The following is a 25,052-nucleotide window of genomic DNA, read 5'->3' as shown; positions in this document are numbered from 1 at the left end:
ATGTTGCTGGACGGCAATTCGCTGGCCTTTCGGGCGTTCTACGCGCTGCCCGCGGAGAACTTCAAGACCCGCGGCGGCCTGACCACCAACGCGGTCTACGGCTTCACCGCCATGCTGATCAACCTGTTGCGCGACGAGGCCCCGACGCACGTCGCCGCGGCGTTCGACGTGTCCCGGCAGACGTTCCGGCTGGAGCGCTACCCGGAGTACAAGGCCGGCCGATCGGAGACCCCCGACGAGTTTCGCGGGCAGATCGACATCACCAAGGAAGTGCTGAACGCGCTGGGCATCACCGTGCTCGCCGAGCCCGGATTCGAAGCCGACGACCTGATCGCGACGCTGGCCACCCAGGCCGAGAACGAGGGCTACCGCGTGCTGGTGGTCACCGGCGACCGCGACGCCCTGCAATTGGTCAGCGACGACGTGACGGTGCTGTATCCGCGCAAGGGCGTCAGCGAACTCACCCGCTTCACCCCGGACGCCGTCGTCGAGAAGTACGGGCTGACGCCCACCCAATACCCCGACTTCGCCGCGCTGCGTGGCGATCCCAGCGACAACCTGCCCGGCATTCCCGGCGTGGGAGAGAAGACCGCATCCAAGTGGATCGTCGAGTACGGGTCGCTGCAGGGCCTGGTCGACAACGTCGACTCGGTGCGCGGCAAGGTGGGCGACGCGCTGCGGGCCCATCTGGCCAATGTCATCCGCAACCGCGAGCTCACCGATCTCGTCAAAGACGTGCCGCTGGCGCAAACCCCGGACACGCTGCGGCTGCTGCCGTGGGATCGCGACCACATCCACCGGCTGTTCGACGATCTCGAGTTCCGGGTCCTGCGCGACCGGTTGTTCGACACGCTGGCCGCCGTCGAGCCCGAAGTGGACGAGGGATTCGACGTGCGCGGCGGCGCGCTGGAGGCCGGTCAGCTGGCCGTGTGGCTGGCCGAACACAGCTCAGGCAAGCGGTTCGGCCTGGCCGTCGTCGGCACCCACCTGGCGTACGACGCCGACGCCACCGCGCTGGCCATCGTGTCCTCCGACGGCGAGGGCCGCTACATCGACACCTCGACGCTGGATCCCGACGATGAGGCGGCGCTGGCGTCCTGGCTGGCCGACCCCGGCCCGCCCAAGGCGCTGCACGAAGCCAAGCTCGCGATGCACGACCTCGCCGGGCGGGGCTGGACGCTGGCCGGCGTCACCTCGGATACCGCGCTGGCGGCCTACCTGGTGCGGCCCGGGCAGCGCAGCTTCTCCCTCGACGACCTGTCGCTGCGCTACCTGCGCCGTGAGCTGCGCGCCGAAACGGCTGAGCAGCAACAACTTTCGCTTCTCGACGACTCCGAGGGGGTCGACGACCAGGCGGTGCAGACGCTGATCCTGCGCGCCGTTGCGGTGCTGGACCTGGCCGATGCGCTGGACGAGGAGCTGGCCCGGATCAACTCCACGTCGCTGTTGGAGGGCATGGAGCTGCCGGTGCAACGGGTGCTGGCGGGGATGGAGCACGTCGGCATCGCGGTGGATCTGCCGCGACTGTCCGAGCTGCAAAGCGATTTCGCGGCCCAGATCCGCGACGCGGCCGAGGCGGCCTACGAGGTGATCGGCAAGCAGATCAACCTGGGCTCGCCAAAGCAGTTGCAGACGGTGCTTTTCGACGAGCTGGGCATGCCGAAGACCAAGCGCACCAAGACCGGCTACACCACCGACGCGGACGCCCTGCAGTCGCTGTTCGACAAGACCGGCCATCCGTTCCTGCAGCATCTGCTCGCCCATCGCGATGCCACCCGGCTCAAGGTCACCGTCGACGGGCTGCTCAATGCGGTCGCCTCGGACGGGCGTATCCACACCACGTTCAACCAGACCATCGCCGCGACCGGCCGGTTGTCGTCGACCGAGCCGAATCTGCAGAACATTCCGATCCGCACCGAGGCCGGCCGGCGCATCCGCGACGCGTTCGTGGTCGGCGACGGCTATGCCGAGCTGATGACCGCCGACTACAGCCAGATCGAGATGCGGATCATGGCGCACTTGTCCGGCGACGAGGGACTGATCGAGGCGTTCAACACCGGCGAAGACCTGCACTCGTTCGTCGCGTCCCGGGCATTCGGCGTGCCGATCGAGGAGGTCACGCCCGAGCTGCGCCGCCGGGTCAAGGCGATGTCGTACGGCCTGGCCTACGGGTTGAGCGCCTACGGGTTGTCCGCCCAGCTCAAGATCTCCACCGAAGAGGCCAAAGATCAGATGGACCAATACTTCGCCCGGTTCGGCGGAGTCCGCGACTACCTGATGAACGTCGTCGAGCAGGCCCGCAAGGACGGCTACACCTCCACCGTGTTCGGCCGCCGGCGTTATCTGCCCGAGCTGGACAGCAGCAATCGCCAGGTCCGCGAGGCCGCCGAGCGGGCGGCGCTCAACGCACCCATCCAGGGCAGCGCGGCCGACATCATCAAGGTGGCGATGATCGAGGTCGACAAGGCCATCAAGGAAGCCGGGCTCAAGTCACGCATGTTGTTGCAGGTCCACGACGAATTGCTGTTCGAAATCGCCCCCGGCGAGCGTGAACAGGTCGAAGAGCTGGCCCGCGACAAGATGGGCGCCGCCTATCCGCTGGACGTTCCGCTCGAGGTTTCCGTCGGCTACGGCCGCAGCTGGGACAACGCGGCCCATTAGCGCCGAATCCGACTCGGAATTTGCCGAGCCGTAACTTCCGCGCCAGATATGCAACGGTCTGCGGAGGCCGAGTTTGGCCAGCGTAGGCCTAGTCGAGTAGCCTAATCAGGTAAATCCCTGTTTTATCCCTACGACCCAACCTGTCCGGAGCACCCCAACAATATGCCGAGTCCCGCCGTCACCTCGCCGCAAGTAGCCGTCAACGACATTGGCTCGAGCGAGGATTTTCTCGCCGCAATAGATAAAACGATCAAGTACTTCAACGATGGCGACATCGTCGAAGGCACGATCGTCAAAGTGGACCGGGACGAGGTGCTCCTCGATATCGGCTACAAGACCGAAGGGGTCATCCCCGCCCGCGAACTCTCCATCAAGCACGATGTCGACCCCAACGAGGTCGTTACCGTCGGTGATGAGGTCGAGGCCCTTGTTCTCACCAAGGAGGACAAAGAAGGCCGTCTGATCCTGTCCAAGAAGCGCGCACAGTACGAGCGCGCCTGGGGCACCATCGAGGCGCTCAAGGAGAAGGACGAGGCCGTCAAGGGCACCGTCATCGAGGTCGTCAAGGGCGGCCTGATCCTCGACATCGGGTTGCGTGGCTTCCTGCCCGCATCGCTGGTCGAGATGCGCCGGGTCCGCGATCTGCAGCCGTACATCGGCAAGGAGATCGAAGCCAAGATCATCGAGCTGGACAAGAACCGCAACAACGTGGTGCTGAGCCGCCGCGCCTGGCTGGAGCAGACCCAGTCCGAGGTGCGCAGCGAGTTCCTCAACCAGCTGCAGAAGGGCACCATCCGCAAGGGTGTGGTCTCGTCGATCGTCAACTTCGGCGCGTTCGTCGATCTCGGCGGTGTCGACGGTCTGGTGCACGTTTCCGAGTTGTCGTGGAAGCACATCGATCACCCGTCCGAGGTCGTCCAGGTGGGCGACGAGGTCACCGTCGAGGTGCTCGACGTCGACATGGACCGCGAGCGGGTTTCGTTGTCGCTCAAGGCGACCCAGGAAGACCCGTGGCGCCACTTTGCCCGCACCCACGCGATCGGCCAGATCGTTCCCGGCAAGGTCACCAAGCTGGTGCCGTTCGGCGCGTTCGTGCGTGTCGAGGAGGGCATCGAAGGTCTGGTGCACATCTCGGAGCTGGCCGAGCGCCACGTCGAGGTGCCCGACCAGGTGGTTGCCGTCAGCGACGACGCGATGGTCAAGGTCATCGACATCGACCTGGAGCGTCGCCGAATCTCGTTGTCGCTCAAGCAGGCCAACGAGGACTACACCGACGAGTTCGACCCCGCGAAGTACGGCATGGCCGACAGCTACGACGAGCAGGGCAACTACATCTTCCCCGAGGGCTTCGACGCCGAAACCAACGAGTGGATGGACGGCTTCGACACTCAGCGCAACGAGTGGGAGGCCCGCTACGCCGAGGCCGAGCGCCGGCACAAGATGCACACCGCGCAGATGGAGAAGTTCGCCGCTGCCGAGGCCGAGGCTCACACCAGTGGCGACCACGCGCCGGGCAACGGTGCGGCCTCGCCGAAGGAGGCGGGCGGCTCGCTGGCCAGCGATGCGCAACTCGCCGCGCTGCGTGAAAAGCTCGCCGGCAACGCCTAACCTTCGCCACGGATGCTGCGCATCGGGTTGACCGGTGGCATTGGCGCCGGGAAATCGGCGCTGTCCGCCACTTTCGCGGAATGCGGTGGTGTCATCGTCGACGGCGACGTCATCGCCCGCGAGGTCGTCCAGCCGGGCACCGAAGGGCTGGCGTCGCTCGTCGAGGCGTTCGGTGCGGACATCCTGCAGCCGGACGGTTCACTGGACCGTCCGGCCTTGGCGGCCAAGGCTTTTGTCGACGACGAGGCGCGCCAGAAGCTGAACTCGATCGTGCACCCACTGGTGGCGCAGCGGCGTTCGGAGATCATCGCGTCGGTACCTGCCGATTCGGTTGTGGTCGAAGACATTCCGCTACTGGTGGAATCGGGTATGGCGCCGTTGTTCCCGTTGGTGATCATCGTGTACGCCGATGTGGAACTGCGGGTGCGGCGGCTGATCGAGCTGCGCGGCATGCCCGAGAACGACGCCCGCGCCAGGATCGCGCTGCAGGCCAACGACGAGCAGCGTCGTGCCGTCGCCGACATCTGGCTGGATAACTCGGGCAGCCAAGAGGATTTGGTCAAACGCGCCCGCGAGGTGTGGAACGACCGGATCGTGCCGTTCGCGGCCAACCTGGCCGAGCGCCGGTTCGTGCGCGCACCGGCGCGAGTGGTGCCGGCCGACCCGACCTGGCCGGATCAGGCGCGGCGCATCGTCAACCGGCTGGTGACGTCGTGCGGCCATAAGGCGTTGCGCGTCGACCACATTGGATCGACCGCGGTGCCGGAATTCGACGCCAAGGACGTCATCGACATCCAGATCACCGTCGAATCACTGGCGGTGGCCGATGAACTCGGCGAGGCGTTGCTGGCGGCCGGCTACCCGCGCATCGACCACATCGAGCGCGACGATGCCAAGACCGATGCGCGCAGCACGGTCGCCGACTACGACCACAAAGACGATCCGGCATTGTGGCAGAAGCGAATTCATGCCTCGGCCGATCCCGGGCGTCCCACCAACGTGCACATCAGGGTCGCGGGCTGGCCGAACCAGCAGTTCGCCCTGCTGTTCGTCGACTGGCTGGCCGCCAACCCGGGGGAGCGGGTGAATTACCTGGCCGTCAAGCACGAGGCCGAAAAGCCCGCGGACGGCGACATGAACATCTACGTCGAGGCCAAGGAGCCGTGGTTCGCCGACGCCTACCGCCGGGCCTGGGAGTGGGCGGATTTCACCGGCTGGAAGCCTTAGTTCCTTAGGTGGGCAGTGGCGCTCCGCATTGCAGCGCACCGTTATTGGGATCCGAATTGCCGGCCACCGGCCGCACCATCTGATCGGCCTGGGCGAAAACGTCGTCGTCGACGTCGATCTCGCAGTGCACGTTCGCCGCGTACGGGAAATGCAGCACGATCCGCAGGCCGGCTTGCGCCGGATCGGGCAACACGGTGTTGGCCTCGAATGCGTTGCCCGGCATCGACGGAAGGTTGGTGGTGTTCGTCTGGCCACCGTTGGTGACGAAGGTCGCCTGACTGCCGGTCGTGAGGGCGTCGATCCTGGCCCGGTAGGTGATGTTGTGCAGCTCCGCATGCGCCGTCGCGGGAACCAGCTGTGAGCCGATCACGGTCACCGCGACCACCGGCATCCACCTGCACGTAGGAGGGGTCATAGCAGCAGAGATTACGCCCAGCGGACTTCGCGAACCACACGAGTTCCCGGTTAGGACGATTCGGCCAGATCGTCCGGCTCGCGGTCGGGCGGTGCCGACTCGGGTTGGCTCGTAACGGGTTTGCGCCCAGCGGCGGCGCCTTCGTCTTGGCGTCTGATCATCAGCCAGGTCTCGTCGCGGCCCGCACGGATTCTGGTGAGGGTAAAGCCGCCGCACAGCTTCTCGCCCTCGAGACGGAACGACAGGTGACCGCGGTCCAGGCACTCTGCCATCGCGCGCTCGGTCGCGTTGGCGTAGCTGCCGCGGTCCCAGACGATCGCCGGACCGGCGCCACGCTCGTCCTCGGGAAACAGTGGGTGGTCCTCGGTGCGGCGCGCCATCCGCCTGTCCCTCGGGTTCGCCGACGGCCCGTTGGCTATCGCCCACGACACGAGCACGCCCCGGATCTCCAGGCGCAAGTCGTAGTGGGCCTCGTGGTGCTGGATCACGAAGGACGGCGCGCGCCGGCCGGCACGGCGCCGACGTCGCAGCCGCCGGCGCGGTTTGAGGCTCTCGGCTCGACGTTTGCGCCGGTATTCACTCAAAGGCATACCGCAGAGTTACCCCCGCGCAGGCCGCGGAAACTGAACCGGGCTACCGCTGGCGCCAGGTGACTTCGATGCCGGTGCCGGCCAGCCAGCGGTGCAGGTCGTAGCCGTTTCGAGCCAGCCCTTCGATGGCGTGTACGGCACGATAGAGCGCCTGCTCAGCAACTTCGGTTGTCAGCAGACCCTGATGCACCGCATCCAGCAGCTCGTCGACGTCGGCCAGCCCCGCGGCGGATCCGGTGCGCACCTCGATATCGAGGTAGTGGTCCTCGGAGGTCCACACCTTCGGGCCGGGCACATATTCGCCGACATCGAGGTAGTAGTCGTGGTCGCGCTCGTGGCCCGGGTTGTAGTGGAATACCGTGGCGCGCAGTCCCAGCGAGGGCAGCAGCCATGATTCCAGGTAGTGGAATTGAGCTCGGCCCGGCGTCGGCCGGGCGACGTAGAGCCCCCACGGGTGCAGCGCGTACTCATCGACCGCCCGCACAATGCCCTTGGGATCGGTGTTGGTGCGGGCGAGCAGGTCGAATGTCTCGTGCTTCGGTGGATGGATGGCGTCACCTTACCGGGATCGCGACGGTCAGCGGCGCAGCCGGATCCTCCATCGCACGAATCCGAGATAGAACAGGGACAGGCCGCCCAGCATGCCCAGGTCGAACAGCCAGGTCTTCAGCGTGTGCTGCCAGAACTTGTCCTGGGAGAGCAGCGAATCCGGCACCAGATGCCGCAGGTCGACGGTCGCGGCCGCCGCGGCGTAACCCCAGCGCGCCGGCATCAGGAACGACAGCTGATCGAGCCCGAGCCGGCCCGTCACCGGGACCATCCCGCCGCACAGCACCAGCTGCGCCATCACCGTCACCACGAACAGCGGCATGATCTGCTCGCTGGAGCGGACCAGCGACGAAATGGCCAGGCCGAGAATGGCCGACGCGACACACGTCGCGGCGACGGTCGCAAACAGCTCGACGGTGGCCGCGGGCGTGCCATGGCCCAGCAGCAGGCCGCCCCGCGTCGGTGCGCTCTTGCCGATCACCACGATCGCGGTAATGATCGCCGACTGCACGATCGCGAACCCGCAAAAGACACCGGTCTTGGCCAGCAGGTAGGCGGTCGTCGACAGCCCAACCGCTTGCTCGCGCTGGAAAATGGCGCGTTCGCCGACCAGGTCGCGGATCGTCAGCGCGGTGCCCATGAACGCCGCGGCGGGCATCAACAGGGCCAGTATCTGGGCGGATTCGTCTGGTGTGCCGGCGTTTTGGCCGGGCAGATGGAACCCGTTCGAGCCCGGAACCGTCAGCGACAGCGACCCCAGAATGAACGGCAACACCGCCAGGAAGATGAAATAGGCGCGGTCGGCGACCACCAGCCGGATCTGCCGGCGGGCGATCGTCGAGATCTGGCGCCGCACGCTGGTGTGGACCGGTTCACCCAGCTCGCCCGGCTCATCGTCCTTGGCCGCCAACGGTTTCTGCGGCCGCCGCTCGGCCTCTTTCCGTTCCAGGAAGCGCCGGTTGGCTTCCTCGGGGTCGGCGCCCACCTTGGCGAAGATCTTGGCCCAATTACTGGTGCCCATCGCCGTACCGATCTGGTCCGGCCGGCCGCAGTACGCGGTTTTTCCGCCCGGCGCCATCAACAGCACCTGGTCGCACAGTTCGAGGTACGACAGCGAGTGCGTGACGACGAGCACGACGCGCCCGGCGTCGGCGAGCTGGCGCAGCATCGTCATGACCTGCAGGTCCAGCGCCGGATCCAGGCCCGAGGTCGGTTCGTCGAGGATCAGCAGCGACGGCCCGGTGAGCAGTTCGAGGGCCACCGAGGCGCGTTTGCGCTGGCCGCCGGAGAGCTTGTCGACGCGGGTGTCGGCGTGCTTGGTCAGGTCGAGTTCCTCGAGCACTTGCGTGACGACCTGGTTGCGGTCGGCCTTGCTGGTGTCGGGCGGCAGCCGCAGTTCGGCGGCATAGCCCAGCGCCTGGTTGACGGTCAGCTGGCGGTGCACGACGTCGTCCTGCGGGACCATGCCGATCCGGCTGCGCAACGACGCGTACTCGGCGTGAATGTTGTGGCCCTCGAACGTGACTGAGCCGGAGCTGGGAGTGGTGTAGCCGGCGATCAATCGGGCCAGGGTGCTCTTTCCGGCGCCGGATCCGCCGATGACGGCGGTCAGCGTCCCGGGGCGCGCCGTCAACGAGATGTTGTCCAGCAGCTGCTTGCCGTTGTCGACGACGTACTTGACGTCACGCACCTCCAGGCCGCCGGCGCGGGTGGCGGCCTCGGTGAGTTTGACCAGGGTGCCGTCACGAACGACCAGGTCGACGTTGCCGATGGTGACCACGTCGTCGTCGCTCAAAATCGCCGACCCGACCCGGGTGCCGTTGACGAACGTCCCGTTGATGCTGTTGTCCCGGATCTCGAGGCCCAGCGGCGTGGGGATCAACGTCGCGTGCTGACGCGAGGCCAGCACGTCGGAGACGACGATGTCGTTCTCGGGGGCGCGCCCGATCGTCTTAGCGCCGGCGGTGCCCGCGGCCGACGACGACCGTGGTGAGAGCAGCTTCACAAAACGCGTCGCGAGGCTCGACACGTCGGCGGTCTTGGCGTCGATCACGGTGGACTCGGCGGGTGGGGTCTCGTCCGGCTGAGCCGACGGCATGGCCAGCGACCCGGCATGGACGACGGTCAGTTCGTCGGGCGGTACGGCGGGCGGCGGCAGTGGCATCCGAGGCGGCGCCTTACGCGGCCGCGTACCGGGATACCTTGGTGGGCCGGGCATTTGGGGTTGCTGCCGCCTGGGTCGCGTGCGGGGTGGTGGGTTTGCGCCTTGCCGCGGCGGCGGTGGGAGCGGCTGCGAGATGGTGGTCGGTAGGTCCGGCATCGCGGACCAGGCGACGGTGGGTGGTCCCGAATCGGGTGTCGGCCTGATCGGGGGCGGTCCGCTGATCTGACCCTGCTGCGGTCCGATGGCGAAGGTTAGCCGCGGCCCCTGAGGATTTCCGATATTGATGCTCTGGCCGTCATGGATGTCGATGACCGGCATCCGGTAGCCGTTGACGTAGGTGCCGTTCAGCGAGCCGTTGTCGATGGCCAGCCAACGTCCTTGATCGAAGCGCACGATCAGGTGCGCACGGGATATCCGGGGGTCGGCGATGCGCAGGTCCGCCTGCTGGTCACGGCCGACGATCGCCTCGTGACCTGCGGCAAAGGTTCGTTGAGACCCGTCGTGCCGAATTGTCAGGACAGGAGGGGCGGGTCGACTCACTACTCAAGTATCGGTGCGCCGAGTCAGTGCCCCCCATTGGACTCGCCTGTGACTTGGCTTTGTTTCCGTTCGGCCGCTTCATAGCTGGCTCATAGCGTCCAGCAGCCTTTCGCCAATCCGCGTCCGGCATGATTCGAACCGGAGGAGTCACGGGGGGACCTTTCCGTACTGCCGAAACGGTGTGGTTTTGGCGTGCGCAGGAATGCCGAAACCACGAGGGGGCAATCACACATGGACGAGCTGAAGCGCCCGACCCGGCGCCTCGGCAGCGGCCGGCGGCTGCTGACCAACCCGCGCCTGGCCGGTGAGGCGCTGCGCGCCGGGTTACATTCGGCGACCGTCGCACACCTGTTTCGCCGCGTCCCCCCGGCCAACCCGACTCCCCATGCGGAACTCGCACCCGCCCCGGCCGACGAACAGGTCAGCGGATCGCGCCCGGCGATGGCCAACGGTGCCTCCTTCGCGGGCTACACCATCCTGCGACCGCTGGGCGCCGGCGGGATGGCCGAGGTCTATCTGGCCCTGCATCCGCGGCTGCCGCGTCGCGACGTGATCAAAGTCCTCGCCGAGGCCGTCACGGCGGACAGCGAGTTCCGCGAAAGGTTCAACCGCGAAGCCGATCTCGCCGCTACGCTGTGGCACCCACACATCGTCGGCGTGCACGATCGCGGTGAATTCGACGGCCGGCTGTGGATCTCGATGGACTACGTCGAGGGCACCGATGCGTCGCGGCTGGTGAAGGAGCGCTACCAGGAGGGGATGCCGATCGGCGAGGTGTGTGCGATTCTGCACGCCGTTGCGGCCGCCCTCGATTACGCGCACGACCGCGGCCTGCTGCACCGCGACGTCAAACCCGCCAACATCCTGCTCACCCACCCCGGCGACGATGATCAGCGAATCCTGTTGGCGGACTTCGGGGTAGCGCGACACCTGGGCAACATCAGCGGGATCACCGAGACCAATGTCGCGGTCGGAACGGTCGCGTACGCGGCGCCCGAACAGTTGACCGGATCCAACATCGACGGCAGGGCGGACCAATATGCGTTGGCCGCCACGGCATTTCATCTGCTCACCGGTGCTCCGCCGTTTCAGCATTCCAATCCGATCGCGGTGATCAGCCAGCATCTGCACGAGGATCCGCCGCGGCTCAGCGATTACCGGCCGGAGCTGGCCTACCTGGACGACGTGTTCTTCAAAGCCCTTGGCAAGCAACCGGCGGAGCGCTTCGAGCGGTGTCGTGCATTCGCCGCCGCCGCCGCCGTCGGCGAGCAGGTCGACGCCGTCGAGGAGGCCGGTGATGCAGCCGTTTTGCCGCACCGGCGCCGCGGGGCCGGCGGGCTGATTTCCTCGGCCTACCACAGGTTTTCGTCGAGGACCCGGTGGTCGGCCGCGCTGGTGTGCGCGGTGCTGGTCGCCGTGGCGGCGACGTGGTCGACGCTGTACTCCTTCCAGCCGGAAAGTACGCAACCCAACCCCGCGCTGGCGTCGCGACCGTCGGCGCCCGCGGCCGGCGTCGCACCGCGGCCCGGGGGACCGGTCCTGGGTGGCACCTACCAATTGACCTATGACCGGACCAAGCGGACCACCAATGGCATTGCGATCCGCCACGACGGCTCCGATACGAACTGGTGGGCGTTCCGCTCCGCGTGCACCACGAACGGATGCGCGGCCAGCGGTACCAAGCTGGATGACACCAACCACCAAGTGGCCAGCACCGCCGACGGCGGCGAGACCGACACGTTGCGTTACGTCGGCGGATATTGGCAGGGGGCACCGCAGCAGGAGCGGGTCGGCTGCCACCAGCCGAACGGGCAAGTCCTTGCGACCCAGCAGGAGACGGTCGCCTGGTCGTTGGCTCCGCAACCGGACGGCACCCTGCGCGGCACCGAAACCGAGACCGTGCTGAGCAACGAGTGCGGCGCGCAGGGGGCCGTGGTGCGGGTTCCCGTCGTGGCCACCCGGGTCGGTGACGCACCGGCCGGGGTGGCGTTGGCCGATCCCAACCAGGTGATCAGCACCTCGACCACACCGGCGCACCCGGCGCCGGCCGTCCTCGGCGGGTTGTGCACCGACGTCGACAAGCTCGCCTACGACCCGACCAGCAATCAGCAGGTGGTGTGCGAGGGCAACACCTGGGACAAGGCGCCGATTGCGACGGGGGTGCACGCCGCGGGCAGCTCGTGCGACCTGCCCGACGTCCCGGTGTTCGCGATGTCCACCTCGAACGACGGCTATCTGCTGCAATGCGATCCGGTCACCCGGATGTGGACCCGGCACTGAGGCTGGTGCCCGCGCGGTACTCCTGTGGCAGATGTGGTGGGGGCCGCCGGCGTTGCCACACTTGTCGGTGCGCGCCTCTACCCTGGGGACATGGCTTTCGCCACCGAGCACCCTGTCGTCGCGCATTCGGAGTACCGCGCGGTCGATCAGGTCGTGCGCGCCGGCGGCCGGTTCGAGGTGGTCAGCCCGCACGATCCCGCCGGTGACCAGCCGGGCGCGATCGACGAGCTGGAACGCCGCATCCGGGCGGGGGAGCGCGACGTCGTGCTGCTCGGCGCCACCGGCACCGGAAAGTCGGCCACTACGGCCTGGCTGATCGAGCGGCTGCAGCGGCCCACCCTGGTCATGGCCCCGAACAAGACGCTGGCCGCCCAGCTCGCCAACGAGCTGCGAGAGATGTTGCCGCACAACGCGGTCGAGTACTTCGTGTCGTACTACGATTACTACCAGCCGGAGGCTTACATCGCGCAGACCGACACCTACATCGAAAAGGACAGCTCGATCAACGACGACGTGGAGCGGCTGCGGCACTCCGCGACGTCGTCGCTGCTGTCCCGCCGCGATGTGGTGGTGGTCGCCTCGGTGTCGTGCATCTACGGCCTGGGCACGCCGCAGTCCTACCTAGACCGTTCGGTCGAGCTGCGGGTCGGCACCGAGGTGCCACGCGACGGGTTGCTGCGGTTGCTGGTCGACGTGCAGTACACCCGCAACGACCTGTCGTTCACCCGCGGCTCGTTCCGGGTGCGCGGCGACACCGTGGAGATCATTCCGTCGTATGAGGAGCTCGCGGTGCGTATCGAGTTCTTCGGCGACGAGATCGAGGCGCTCTATTACCTGCACCCGTTGACCGGCGACGTGGTCCGTCAGGTCGACTCGCTGCGGATCTTTCCGGCCACCCACTATGTGGCCGGCCCGGAGCGGATGGCGCAGGCGATCTCGACCATCGAAGAGGAGCTTGCCGAGCGGCTCGCCGAATTCGAGGGTCAGGGCAAGCTGCTGGAGGCCCAGCGGCTGCGGATGCGCACCAACTACGACATCGAGATGATGCGGCAGGTCGGCTTCTGCTCGGGCATCGAGAACTACTCGCGCCATATCGACGGCCGCGGCGCGGGTACCCCCCCGGCGACGCTGCTGGACTACTTCCCCGAAGACTTTCTGCTGGTCATCGACGAGTCGCACGTGACCGTGCCGCAGATCGGCGGCATGTACGAGGGCGACATGTCCCGCAAACGCAACTTGGTCGACTACGGATTCCGGCTGCCGTCGGCCTGCGACAACCGTCCGCTGACCTGGGAGGAGTTCGCCGACCGGATCGGTCAGACCGTCTACCTGTCCGCCACCCCGGGCCCCTACGAGCTGAGCCAGGCCGCCGGGGAGTTCGTCGAGCAGGTGATTCGCCCCACCGGCCTGGTGGACCCGAAGGTCGTGGTCAAGCCGACGAAGGGGCAGATCGACGACCTGATCGGGGAGATCCGCAAGCGGGCCGAGGCCGACGAGCGGGTGCTGGTGACGACGCTGACCAAGAAGATGGCCGAAGACCTCACCGACTACCTGTTGGAGATGGGCATCCGGGTGCGCTACCTGCACTCCGAGGTCGACACGCTGCGCCGGGTCGAGCTGCTGCGCCAGCTGCGCCTCGGCGATTACGACGTCCTGGTCGGCATCAATCTGCTGCGCGAGGGCCTGGACCTGCCCGAGGTGTCGCTGGTCTCGATCCTCGACGCCGACAAGGAAGGCTTCCTGCGCTCGGCGCGCAGCCTGATCCAGACCATCGGCCGCGCCGCCCGCAACGTCTCGGGCGAGGTCCACATGTATGCCGACAAGATGACCGACTCGATGACCGAGGCCATCGACGAGACCGAACGGCGCCGCGCCAAGCAGATCGCCTACAACGAGGCCAACGGCATCGACCCGCAACCGCTGCGCAAAAAGATCGCCGACATCCTCGATCAGGTCTATCGCGAGGCGGACGACTCCGAAAACGTTCAGATCGGCGGGTCGGGACGCAACGCGTCGCGCGGCCGGCGCGCGCAGGGGGAGCCCGGTCGCGCGGTCAGCGCCGGCATCATCGAGGGCCGCGACACCACCAGCATGCCGCGCGCCGAGCTGGCCGATCTGATCAAAGACCTCACCGCGCAGATGATGGCCGCCGCCCGCGACCTGCAATTCGAACTCGCGGCACGGTTCCGCGACGAAATCGCCGACCTCAAAAAGGAACTGCGCGGAATGGATGCCGCCGGTCTGAAGTGACTCGCGACGCCTAATACGGTGTAGGGGTGACGGATACGGCCAGCGACACCGGCAGCTGGCGCGAGCTGCTGGGTGGCTACCTGGGCACGTCCACCGTCCTGGCCGGTGGTGTGCTGCTCTACGCCACCACCGAGTTTCTGACCACCAGCCTGCTCCCGAGCACCGTCGCCGAAATCGGTGGCAGCCGGCTGTACGCATGGGTGATCACCCTGTATCTGGTCGGGTCCGTCGTCGCGGCGGCCACGGTGAACACGTTGCGACTGCGCATCGGTGCACGCTCCTCGTTCCTCTGGGGTCTGGCCGTGTTCGGCATCGCGAGCATCGTGTGCGCGCTGGCGCCGACGATGGAGGTGTTGATCGCCGGACGTGCCCTGCAGGGGGTGGCGGGCGGTCTACTGGCCGGCCTGGGCTATTCGCTGATCAACACCGCCTTGCCGCGCTCGCTGTGGACCCGCGGCTCGGCGCTGGTGTCGGCGATGTGGGGCGTCGCGACCCTGGTCGGGCCCGCGATCGGCGGCCTCTTTTCGCAGTTTGGGTTGTGGCGGTGGGCATTTGGCGCGATGACGATTCTCGCCGCGCTGATGGCGATCTTGGTGCCGCGGGCACTCAACAACGCCGACGGCGGCCCCGGCGACGCGACGGCAATCACCAAGGTGCCGGTGCTGTCGCTGCTGCTGATGGGTGCGGCCGCGCTGGCGGTCAGCGTTGCGGAGTTGCCGCGCAATGTCTTCGCGACGGTGGGGCTGCTGGTCGCCGGTGCGGTGCTGCTCGGGCTGTTCGTCTACGTCGACTGGCGGATGCGGGCAAAAGTGTTGCCGCCCAGCACCTTTGGAAGCGGTCCGTTGAAATGGATCTATCTGACGATGGCGGTGCAGATGGCCGCCGTGATGGTCGACACCTATGTGCCGTTGTTCGGTCAGCGGTTGGCACATCTGACGCCGGTCGCGGCCGGATTCTTGGGTGCGGTGCTGGCCATGGGTTGGACGATCTCCGAGCTGTCCAGCGCCTCGCTCAGCGCCCCTCTGGTGGTCGGTCGGGTGATCGCGATCGCTCCGCTGGTGATGGCGTCGGGTCTGGTGCTGGCCGCTGCGACCCAGCGCGCTGACGCGCCGACCGGGGTCGTCCTGGTCTGGGCGGTGGGCTTCCTGATCGCCGGAATCGGGATGGGGATGACCTGGCCGCATCTGTCGATGCGTGCGATGGACACCGTCGACGACCCGTCCGAGGGCGGCGCGGCGGCCGCGGCCATCAATACCGTCCAATTGATTTCGGCGGCCTTCGGGGCCGGGCTGGCGGGCGTGGTGGTCAACAACGCCGCGGGTGGGGATCTGGCGGCGGCCCGGTGGTTGTACGCCGTCATCGCGGTGCTGGCGGCCTCGGCCGTCGTGGCATCCACAAAGGCCAGCCGTCGCTATCGCCGCGCGCCGGGCTGATGCGATCAGCGGGTCGATTTGACGACCTGCGAGTAGTGGAACTGCCACCGTTCGACGATGTGGAAGCCGAGATAGCCGGGGAATTTATACGCCGGAGTGCGGCCAAATGCGCCGGGGGGCAATGATTGTCCCGACTGATGATCCGGGAACGACTTGTCGTAATTCGTGATCGTCCACAGCGTCGTGCACTTGTTGATCTTGGCCGTCGTCAGCCACACCGCGACGTGGCCGTCCCACAGCGAGCCGACCTTGGGCCCGTAAACGCCGCGCTCGACGTCGATCAGCGACCGGAACGCGCCCGGACGGGTGGCCAGCAGCGCGCGGATCGGGCCGGGCCGCCACGGCACGGTGTTGTCCGCCAGCAGGCAGTCCCCGGGCGCGGCGTGCGAGCTGATCACATCGGCCACCTGGCTGTAGTCCCAGCCCTCCTTGGCGTACGGCCAGCGCTGGACGAACAGGTAATCCGGCACCGCCGCAACGACGAACAGCAGCACTACACCGACAACGGCCCACCTCCGGCGCGCCACCGTGATGATGCAGACCGCCAACAGCACGGCCAACGCGGGCGTGGTCAGGATCAGGTAGCGCGGAAAGTACATCGGCTCGCCGATCGCCGAATAGACCACAACGGCGGTGGTGGGCAGCACGATCCACCCGACGCAGATGAGCAGCAGCCGGCGCATGTCGCCCGCCGGCGCCGGTGCGCCGAACCGCCGGACGACGACCGCGGCCACCATGATCACCCCGCTGAGCACGGCGAACGGCACACTGTGGTCGAAATACTGCCGCTGGGTGATGTCGAATGCGTAGTGCCAGCTGACCGGGAAAAGCCAGTTCACCTGGAATGCCTGACCATGGGCGAACAGGATGAACGGCGTCATGACACCCAGCGCGACGGCCGTGCTGGCCGCCCACCAGATGACCGGGGATTTCCGAGATCCCTTGGGCGCCAGCAGTGGCAGCATCACCGCGTACACCAGGACCAGCAGCACCAGGTTGAGGCTCAACAGGATCGACACCATCAGCGCCACGGCGTAGCCCGCCCAGCGCCGGGGCCGATTCCGTCGCACCGCGGTGACCAGCAATACCGTCAGCCAGATCGCCGCGGCCACCGACAGGGCATACGGGCGGGCCTCGATACCCGCCCAGGTGGTGCGCGGCAGGATCGCGAAGATGACGCCCGCGCACAGCGCGGTGCCGCGTCCCGGCGTGAATTGCCGGGTGAATACGACGACGCCGGCGGCCGCGGCCCCGATCGCGAGGGCGCTGGGAACCCGCGACCAGAACTCGGTCGGCGGAAAGATCGCGAACCATCCGTGCATCACCAGGTAGTACAGGCCATGCACGGCATCGATGTGGCCCAGCAGCCGCCACAGTTCGGGCAAAGTCCGGCTCGCCGCGGCCGAGATGGTGGCGCCCTCGTCGAACCACAGCGAAGGCCGGCAGGCCCAGGCGCCACTGATGACGGCAGCCAGAACGGCGATCGCCCACGGGTCGAGCAACCTGCCGCGCTGGGTCCCGGGCCCGGACTCGGCAATCACTTCCGGGGAGCGCTGCTCGAGGGCGGAGGTAGCCATGATGCCTGTCACTGTAAGGCGCACCCGATCGACCAGGTCATCAGCGGTCCGGCCGGTCGGTGGGGGACCGCCGGACACGGCTCGACGGCCTCGCTTGCCGCGTCCGTAGCTCCTGGAAAACGCCGCCGCGCAAGGCCTTCCGGCCTGGGCGGGGGCATCTCATGGCTTCATTATCGGGAATTGAGGCCGTTGCTGCAGCGTGGCGAGGTAAATGGAGGCTTGCGCCACACCACTTTGGTGTGGGTAATCTGACCCATCTAGATCGGACAACGCGCTACTGTCTTGGGGTTGGCCTGGCAAACGACACTGGGAGGGTTAATGTCCGCTTATCGGACTGTGGTGGTCGGTACTGACGGCTCGGACTCATCGTTGCGTGCGGTCGAGCGGGCGGCCACCATCGCCGGGCCCGACGGAAAGCTGATCGTCGCGTCGGCGTATCTACCCCAGCATCAGGACGGCCGGGCCGCCGACGTCCTGAAGGAAGAAAGCTACAAAGTGTCGGGCACCGCCCCGATTTACGCGATCTTGCAGGACGCCAAGGAGCGGGCACACAAGGCCGGCGCTAAGAACGTCGAGGAGCGCCCGATCGTCGGCGCCCCCGTCGACGCCCTGGTCAGCCTGGCCGAAGACGTGAAAGCCGACCTACTGGTCGTCGGTAACGTCGGCCTGAGCACCATCGCCGGCCGCTTGCTCGGCTCGGTGCCGGCCAACGTGTCACGCCGGGCCAAGGTCGACGTATTGATCGTGCACACCACGTCCTAACCGGACGGGTTTTCGCTACTCCGCGGATCCTCTGGCCCACAGGGCCAGGGACCTCATCAGCACATCGCGCTCCAGCGCCAGGTCGGAGATCTGTTTGCGCAGGTCGTTGATTTCGTCGCGAAGGGTCTCGCCCACCATGCCGTCGGTCGCGGGCGCTCGCTGATCGGTCAACATCGCCGGGCTGTGCAGGCCCTCGTGCGGGCCGGCCGCCCGCGCCACCTGCGGAATCACCCCGGGAGGGGCGCCGTAGCGGGCCGGCGTACCGCGATCGGGTGGCGGGGTCGCACCGCGTTGGGCCGCCGCGCCGGCGCGCGTCGCCGCAAAACCACCGCCCGCCGCGCCGCCGCCGCCCGCCGCCGCGGCCATCAGGCTGCCCGGCAGGAACGCTCCGGCGCCGGGCCCGAGCCCGTCGATCGCCGCTTCCGGCAGCCCGGCCAGGGCGGCTTCCGGCAATGCCCGCACCGCGCTGGCGAGCACGGGTGCCGCTCCGGCCCAGGCCGGCGGTACCGACAGCCCACCGACCGGCAGCGACCGCCCCAGGCCGGCCAGCACGCCCCTACCGCCCAGACTTCCCGTGGCCGGCGCGGTGTCGCTGATCAGTCCTGCCACCGCACCCGCCGCGCCCAGTGCCGGGGCCGCGGCACCCAGGATCGTGGGCGGCAGCACCGCATTGATCGGGCCGGTCAGCAACGGGCCGAGGATGAACAGCACGCCACTGGCGACGTAGGTACCGCTCGCCGTGACATTGAAGATGTCCGACAGGGTCGGATCACCGGGCGCTCCCGCGAGCGTGTCCAGCACTTCGGGCACCGTCTGCAGCACTTGGTTCAGGGCTTTGGGGCTCGCCGCGGCCGAGGTGCCGGCCTTGCTCACGGCGGCGTCCTGGGCGCCGACCCCGGACGGGTCGGTGGTCTGCGGCGGATCGCTGAACGGCGTCAACCTGGACGCGGCCGCCGACCCGCCGGCGTAGGTGAACATGGTGGTCGCATCCTGCGCCCACATCTCGCTGTACTGCGTCTCGGTGGCCGAGATGGCCGGGGTGTTCTGACCGAAGAGGTTCGTCGCGACCAATTCCAGCAGTAGCGCCCGGTTCTCGGCGATCAAGGCGGGCGGCACCGTCGCCGCGAAGGCCGTCTCGTACGCCGCCGCCGCCGCGCGGGCCTGTCTGGCCGTCAGCTTCACCTGCTCGGCGGTGGTGCTCAACCACGACGCGAAGGAGATCGCCGCGGCGCGCATCGACATCGACGCCGGGCCCATCCACGCCTCACGCGTCAGCCCGGACACCACCGACCGGTAGGCGGCCGCCGCCGAGGTCAGTTCGGCGCCCAGCCCGTCCCAGGCCGCGGCGGCCGCCCACATCGGCACGGACCCCGCCCCCGCGTACATCCGGCCGGAGTTGACCTCGGGCGGTAACGCTGCATAATCCATTTCCGTTCGCCAATCAGTTAATTGGGCACGACTGCCTGCGCGGCTGGCGTGGGGCGGACATCGGGAAAACGATTGGTGATCGGCTCGCATGCTACCGAGCGCGGTGTGCTGCGGAGGGCGTTTCGGTGCAGCTCAATCGGGTTTCGTAAGTCGGCCCCGTGGTGTTCGCCGGGGTGGCCGGACGGTGTGCCGTCGATCACCGAGGCCGGTCCCTGAAGCGCTATCACGGTCGGCCAGTGGGTTCCGAATTATGTTCTGCGGCAAGGTAGCCCAGGTGGACGGCTACCAGCCTCGGTCGCGCCATTCGCTGAGATGGGGGCGCTCGGTGCCCAGCACGGTGTCGTCGCCGTGGCCCGGATAGACGACGGTCGAGTCGTCGTACACGTCGAAGACCCTGGTGCTGACGTCGTCGAGCAACTGGGCGAAGTCACCCTTCTGCCACGTCTTGCCCACCCCGCCGGGGAAGAGGCAGTCGCCGGTGAACAGCTGCGTGACGCCGCCGGTCGCGGGCCCGCCCAGGGCCAGCGCGATCGAGCCGGGGGTGTGCCCGCGCAAGTGGATGACGTCGAACGTCAGCTCGCCGATCTGCACGGTGTCGCCGTTGGCCAGCAAGCGATCCGGCTTGACGGGCAGCGGTTCGGCGTCGATCTCGTGCGAGGCGGTCGGCGCACCGGTGGCGGCGGCCACGGCCTCCAGCGCCTGCCAGTGGTCGAAGTGCTGGTGGCTGGTCACGATCAGCGACAGCTTCGGAGCGTAAGTTTGGATCAGGTCGATCAGCACGTCCGCGTCGTTGGCGGCGTCGATCAGAAGCGTTTCACCGGTCGCGGAACATGTCACCAAGTAGGCGTTGTTGTCCATGGGGCCCACCGACGCCTTGACGATGGTCGCGCCGGGCAGGGTGCGACGGGCGGCGTTACCAGGGTCCACGTGTCCGGTGTAGTTGTCGCTGAGCTTGTCCGGGGCAGCCATACCGCTCACGCTACAAGGTGGCCGGCCTGGGATGGGTGTCTTGTCGGTGGGGGCACCTAGCATGGAATGCGCCGTGCGCAGTAACCGCCGATAGGCGGGCAAAAGATTCGGACCGTTAGAAAGAGGGGCTGCCTTGGCTGACCGCCTGATCGTCAAGGGTGCCCGCGAGCACAACCTGCGCGGCGTCGACCTCGACCTGCCGCGCGACTCGTTGATCGTCTTCACCGGGTTGTCCGGATCGGGCAAGTCATCCCTGGCCTTCGACACCATCTTCGCCGAGGGACAGCGCCGCTACGTGGAGTCCCTGTCGGCCTACGCGCGCCAATTCCTCGGGCAGATGGACAAACCCGACGTCGACTTCATCGAGGGCCTGTCGCCGGCGGTGTCCATCGACCAGAAGTCGACCAACCGCAACCCCCGGTCCACCGTCGGCACGATCACCGAGGTGTACGACTACCTGCGGCTGCTGTATGCGCGCGCGGGCACGCCGCACTGCCCGGTCTGCGGTGAGCGGATCGCGCGGCAGACCCCGCAGCAAATCGTGGACCAGGTGTTGGCGATGGAGGAGGGCATCCGGTTCCTGGTGCTGGCCCCCGTGGTGCGCACCCGCAAGGGTGAGTTTGCCGACCTGTTCGACAAGCTCAACGCTCAGGGCTACAGCCGGGTGCGGGTCGACGGTGTGGTGCATTCGCTGGCCGATCCGCCCAAGCTGAAAAAGCAGGAAAAGCACGACATCGAGGTGGTGGTGGATCGCCTCACCGTCAAGGTCGCCGCCAAGCAGCGGCTCACCGATTCGGTGGAGACCGCGCTGAACCTGGCCGACGGCATTGTGGTGCTGGAATTTCCCGACGATCGCGACGAGCACGACCACCCGCGCGAGCAGCGGTTCTCCGAGAAGCTCGCCTGCCCCAACGGGCACCCGCTGGCCGTCGACGACCTGGAGCCCCGCTCGTTCTCGTTCAACTCGCCCTACGGCGCCTGCCCGGAATGCGTGGGCTTGGGTATCCGCAAGGAGGTCGACCCGGATCTGGTGGTGCCCGATCCGGAGCGCACCCTGGCCGAGGGCGCGGTGGCACCGTGGTCGGCGGGACACACCGCGGAGTACTTCACCCGGATGATGGCCGGGCTCGGCGAGGAGCTGGGTTTCGACGTCGACACGCCATGGCGCAAGCTCCCGGCCAAGGCCCGCAAGGCGATTCTCGAGGGCTCCGATCATCAGGTGCACGTGCGTTACCGCAACCGGTACGGCCGAACCCGTTCGTACTACGCCGATTTCGAAGGCGTGCTGGCGTTCCTGCAACGCAAGATGGAGCAGACCGAGTCCGAGCAGATGAAGGAGCGCTACGAGGGCTTCATGCGGGACATCCCTTGTCCGGTTTGTGAAGGGACGCGGCTCAAACCGGAGATCCTGGCGGTATCACTGGCCGCGGGGGACCGGGGCGCGAAGTCCATCGCCGAGGTCTGCGAGCTGTCCATCTCGGATTGCGCCGACTTCCTCAACGCGCTCACCCTGGGCCCGCGCGAGCAGGCGATCGCGGGGCAGGTGCTCAAGGAAATCCAGTCGCGGCTGGGCTTTCTGCTCGATGTCGGGCTGGAGTACCTGTCGCTGTCCCGGGCCGCCGCGACGCTGTCCGGCGGTGAGGCACAGCGCATTCGGCTGGCCACCCAGATCGGCTCCGGTCTGGTCGGCGTGCTCTATGTGCTCGACGAGCCATCCATCGGGCTGCACCAGCGCGACAACCGTCGGCTCATCGAAACCCTCACGCGGCTAAGGGCTTTGGGAAACACCCTGATCGTCGTCGAGCATGACGAGGACACCATCGCGCACGCCGACTGGATCGTCGACATCGGACCGGGAGCCGGCGAACACGGCGGCCAAATCGTGCACAGCGGCACCTATCAGGAGCTGCTGGCCAACGAGAACTCGATCACCGGCGCCTACCTGTCGGGCCGGGAAAGCATTGCCACGCCTACACATCGGCGTGTCGCCGATCGCAAGCGTCAGCTCACCGTGGTCGGGGCCCGCGAACACAACCTGCGCGACATTGATGTGTCGTTCCCGCTGGGCGTGCTCACATCGGTGACCGGCGTGTCGGGCTCCGGCAAGTCGACCTTGGTCAACGACATCCTGGCCGCGGTGCTGGCCAACCGGCTCAACGGCGCTCGGCAGGTTCCGGGCCGGCACACCCGGGTCAATGGGATCGACCAGCTGGACAAGCTGGTGCGGGTGGACCAGTCGCCGATCGGGCGTACACCGCGCTCGAACCCGGCCACCTACACCGGGGTGTTCGACAAGATCCGCACCTTGTTCGCCGCGACCACCGAGGCGAAAGTCCGTGGCTACCAACCCGGGCGGTTCTCGTTCAACGTCAAGGGCGGCCGCTGCGAGGCATGCACCGGCGACGGAACGATCAAGATCGAGATGAACTTCCTGCCCGACGTGTATGTGCCCTGCGAGGTGTGCCAGGGCGCCCGGTACAACCGGGAAACCCTCGAGGTGCATTACAAGGGCAAGACCATCTCCGAAGTGCTGGACATGTCGATCGAGGAAGCATGCGAGTTCTTCGAGCCGATCAGCGGCATTCACCGCTATCTGCGCACGCTGGTCGACGTCGGCCTCGGCTACGTGCGACTGGGCCAGCCCGCGCCGACTCTGTCCGGCGGTGAGGCGCAACGCGTCAAGCTGGCGTCCGAACTGCAGAAGCGTTCGACGGGCCGCACCATCTACATCCTCGACGAGCCCACCACCGGGTTGCATTTCGACGACATCCGCAAGCTGCTCAGCGTGATCAATGGCCTTGTGGACAAAGGCAATACGGTCATCGTGATCGAGCACAACCTGGACGTGATCAAGACGGCGGACTGGATCGTCGACATGGGGCCGGAGGGTGGGGCCGAAGGCGGAACCGTTGTCGCCGAAGGCACTCCTGAGGACGTCGCGGCGGTGCCCGAAAGCTACACCGGAAAGTTTCTCGCCGAGGTCGTCGGACGCAGCACGGTGCCGGCGGCCAAGCCGCGTGCCGGCCGGCGGCGCAAAGTCAGCGCCTGACGGCCTCGCCGGTCAGTCCGCGCCCGCGAGTAACTCGCCGAACGACTCGTCCATGCACGCGGCGTACCGCGCCGGGTCCGGCAGGGCGTCGCGATCGGCGGTCGCGCTGATCGACAGCGTCCCGTTGTAGCTGGCGACGACGTGGATGAGGTTCGCGCCGCCGACCAACGGGCCGAGACCGGCGGCGCGGACCAGTCGGGCACCGCTGAAGAACAGTGGTTCGGTGGGGCCCGGAACATTGGTGACGGTCGTGTTGGCGACCGTCGGGCCGGAGATCGGGAGCGCGCTCGCGGCCTTCGCCGTCATTCCGAGTAGTGAAGTCGGCACTGTGCCAATCAATTCGAGAAGCCGATTGGTGGCGTTCGATTTCGCGTCGGAGCGGCTTCCCGCGGTCGATTCCGCGATTGCCGCGAGCCGCTTGATCGGATCGGCGATGTCGGTTCCGAGCGTTTGCAGACGGCCGAACAGTTCGTTTCCGTTGCTGGTCGTATCGCCTGGCTTGCGTACCGACATCGGGCACGCCGCGACCAGCGATTCGCCCGGCAGCTCGCCGTGGCCATCCAGGTAGGCGCGAAGCGCACCGCCGACGTAGGCGAGTGCGACGTCGTTGATCGTCGCGCCCGGGACGCTGGCCTTGATCCTTTTGAAATCGGCGAGATCGTGGAACCGCGCCTCGAAGACGCGATGCGGCGAGACCGTCTGGTTGAAGCGGGTCTTCGGCGGAAATGACGGCACCGCGCCGCGCGCGGCCGTGCGCACGGCACCTCCGATCAGCTTGCTCGGCAGGCCGGCCAGGCCGCGCGCCGCCTTGGGAGCGTTGGAGGCCAGCACCCCACTCGCGCGCCAGGGGTACAGCGCGGTGTTGAGCGTCGCGCGGGAGAGTAGTGCCGCGTTCGACGGGAGCGGATCGGGCTGCCAGGGACGGTCGGGCCCGGCCGGCCGGGGGCTGTCCGCGGCCAGGTCGTGCAACGCCGCGATCATCTGAACGCTGGCCATCCCGTCGACCGCACAGTGGTGCAATTTCAATGCCATTGCGAAGGAGCCCTTCGGCACCCCCGAGACCGAATTCAACCCCTCGATCACGGTGATCTCCCAGGGCGGGCGCCGCAGGTCGACCTGCCGGGCGTGCAGCCGCGCGACCTGGATGCACAGTTGTCGCCAGTCACCGGGTTGGGGCAGCCCGATATGCCGGACGTGGTATTCGAGATCGAAGTTCGGGTCGTCCACCCAGTAGGGCCGATGCAAACCGCCGGGCAACTCGGTCAGCCGGCGACGAAAGATATCCGCCAGGTGCAGCCGGGCGTCGAGTTCCTCGAGAATTCCCTTGAAGGTCACCTTGCCGCCCGGGGCGGTCGACGGGTCATAAATCAGCAGCAGCTGAATCTGTATCGGCGTCGCCGGCGTTTCCGCGCGCAACATCATGTCGTCGGTCCAACTAAGTTGCCGCATTGGCGCCCCCTGCGCTCGCTCCTGGGGGCCAGCGTAGGCCGGTTAGCTGCATTGCGGGAAAATCACGAGCAGGCACCGGAAGTCATGCGCATACCCGCATA

The 25,052-nt window shown here is 67.4% G+C and carries 16 protein-coding genes; 8 read left to right on the top strand and 8 right to left on the bottom strand.

Going from position 1 to position 25,052, the window contains the following annotated elements:
* The 3 genes from polA to coaE all read left to right on the top strand — a co-directional run bounded on the left by polA (nt 1) and on the right by coaE (nt 5,496).
* On the top strand, nt 1-2,661 hold the full coding sequence (polA, locus tag G6N55_RS04710; protein WP_179968166.1) for a DNA polymerase I: 2,661 nt from the start codon (nt 1-3) through the stop codon (nt 2,659-2,661).
* A 162-nt stretch (nt 2,662-2,823) separates the two neighbouring features.
* Nucleotides 2,824-4,269, top strand: coding sequence for a 30S ribosomal protein S1 (rpsA, locus tag G6N55_RS04705; RefSeq protein WP_085225530.1), 1,446 nt, complete (start codon nt 2,824-2,826; stop codon nt 4,267-4,269).
* Between the two features lie 12 nt (nt 4,270-4,281).
* Nucleotides 4,282-5,496, top strand: a complete 1,215-nt coding sequence (coaE, locus tag G6N55_RS04700; RefSeq protein ID WP_085225528.1) for a dephospho-CoA kinase — start codon at nt 4,282-4,284, stop codon at nt 5,494-5,496.
* Between the two features lie 4 nt (nt 5,497-5,500).
* On the opposite strand, the gene G6N55_RS04695 is transcribed toward coaE, so the two are convergent.
* From G6N55_RS04695 to G6N55_RS04680, 4 genes are all read right to left on the bottom strand, one after another.
* Nucleotides 5,501-5,911 (bottom strand): hypothetical protein, encoded by a 411-nt coding sequence (locus G6N55_RS04695; RefSeq protein ID WP_085225526.1) that lies wholly within the window; start codon nt 5,909-5,911, stop codon nt 5,501-5,503.
* 50 nt (nt 5,912-5,961) lie between these two features.
* Nucleotides 5,962-6,501, bottom strand: coding sequence for a DNA polymerase ligase N-terminal domain-containing protein (locus G6N55_RS04690; protein WP_085225524.1), 540 nt, complete (start codon nt 6,499-6,501; stop codon nt 5,962-5,964).
* 43 nt (nt 6,502-6,544) lie between these two features.
* Complete coding sequence (locus G6N55_RS04685) at nt 6,545-6,985, bottom strand: DUF402 domain-containing protein (protein WP_139827031.1); 441 nt, start codon at nt 6,983-6,985, stop codon at nt 6,545-6,547.
* A 93-nt stretch (nt 6,986-7,078) separates the two neighbouring features.
* Nucleotides 7,079-9,754: an ATP-binding cassette domain-containing protein gene (locus G6N55_RS04680; protein ID WP_085225520.1), complete on the bottom strand. Its 2,676-nt coding sequence runs from the start codon at nt 9,752-9,754 to the stop codon at nt 7,079-7,081.
* A gap of 231 nt (nt 9,755-9,985) precedes the next feature.
* Between G6N55_RS04680 and G6N55_RS04675 the strand changes: the two genes are divergently transcribed.
* The 3 genes from G6N55_RS04675 to G6N55_RS04665 all read left to right on the top strand — a co-directional run bounded on the left by G6N55_RS04675 (nt 9,986) and on the right by G6N55_RS04665 (nt 15,717).
* Entirely contained in the window at nt 9,986-12,034 is a 2,049-nt protein-coding gene (locus G6N55_RS04675; RefSeq protein ID WP_085225518.1) for a serine/threonine-protein kinase, read from the top strand.
* A gap of 90 nt (nt 12,035-12,124) precedes the next feature.
* Complete coding sequence (gene uvrB, locus G6N55_RS04670) at nt 12,125-14,284, top strand: excinuclease ABC subunit UvrB (RefSeq protein ID WP_085225516.1); 2,160 nt, start codon at nt 12,125-12,127, stop codon at nt 14,282-14,284.
* Nucleotides 14,285-14,310: 26 nt separating this feature from the next.
* Nucleotides 14,311-15,717 carry an MFS transporter gene (locus G6N55_RS04665; protein ID WP_085225514.1) on the top strand — a complete coding sequence of 469 codons (1,407 nt, stop codon included), beginning with the start codon at nt 14,311-14,313 and terminating at the stop codon, nt 15,715-15,717.
* 5 nt (nt 15,718-15,722) lie between these two features.
* Here the strand turns inward: G6N55_RS04665 and G6N55_RS04660 are convergent, their stop codons facing one another.
* Nucleotides 15,723-17,294 (bottom strand): mannosyltransferase, encoded by a 1,572-nt coding sequence (locus G6N55_RS04660; RefSeq protein ID WP_085225512.1) that lies wholly within the window; start codon nt 17,292-17,294, stop codon nt 15,723-15,725.
* A gap of 318 nt (nt 17,295-17,612) precedes the next feature.
* On the opposite strand from G6N55_RS04660, the gene G6N55_RS04655 reads away from it, so the two are divergent.
* Nucleotides 17,613-18,056 carry a universal stress protein gene (locus G6N55_RS04655; RefSeq protein ID WP_085225511.1) on the top strand — a complete coding sequence of 148 codons (444 nt, stop codon included), beginning with the start codon at nt 17,613-17,615 and terminating at the stop codon, nt 18,054-18,056.
* Between the two features lie 15 nt (nt 18,057-18,071).
* Here the strand turns inward: G6N55_RS04655 and G6N55_RS04650 are convergent, their stop codons facing one another.
* Together G6N55_RS04650 and G6N55_RS04645 are read right to left on the bottom strand one after the other, a co-directional pair.
* Nucleotides 18,072-19,484 carry a PPE family protein gene (locus tag G6N55_RS04650; RefSeq protein ID WP_085225509.1) on the bottom strand — a complete coding sequence of 471 codons (1,413 nt, stop codon included), beginning with the start codon at nt 19,482-19,484 and terminating at the stop codon, nt 18,072-18,074.
* Nucleotides 19,485-19,766: 282 nt separating this feature from the next.
* Nucleotides 19,767-20,453 (bottom strand): MBL fold metallo-hydrolase, encoded by a 687-nt coding sequence (locus tag G6N55_RS04645; protein ID WP_085225507.1) that lies wholly within the window; start codon nt 20,451-20,453, stop codon nt 19,767-19,769.
* Between the two features lie 133 nt (nt 20,454-20,586).
* Between G6N55_RS04645 and uvrA the strand changes: the two genes are divergently transcribed.
* Entirely contained in the window at nt 20,587-23,502 is a 2,916-nt protein-coding gene (gene uvrA / locus G6N55_RS04640) for an excinuclease ABC subunit UvrA (RefSeq protein WP_085225505.1), read from the top strand.
* A gap of 12 nt (nt 23,503-23,514) precedes the next feature.
* On the opposite strand, the gene G6N55_RS04635 is transcribed toward uvrA, so the two are convergent.
* Nucleotides 23,515-24,951 (bottom strand): WS/DGAT/MGAT family O-acyltransferase, encoded by a 1,437-nt coding sequence (locus tag G6N55_RS04635; RefSeq protein ID WP_085225504.1) that lies wholly within the window; start codon nt 24,949-24,951, stop codon nt 23,515-23,517.
* Between the last annotated feature and the right edge of the window lie 101 nt (nt 24,952-25,052).

This window comes from Mycobacterium florentinum (genome assembly GCF_010730355.1).
Lineage (GTDB): Bacteria > Actinomycetota > Actinomycetes > Mycobacteriales > Mycobacteriaceae > Mycobacterium > Mycobacterium florentinum.
The sequence above is the reverse complement of the archived record's forward strand: the minus strand, read 5'-3'. Positions and strand labels throughout refer to the sequence as shown.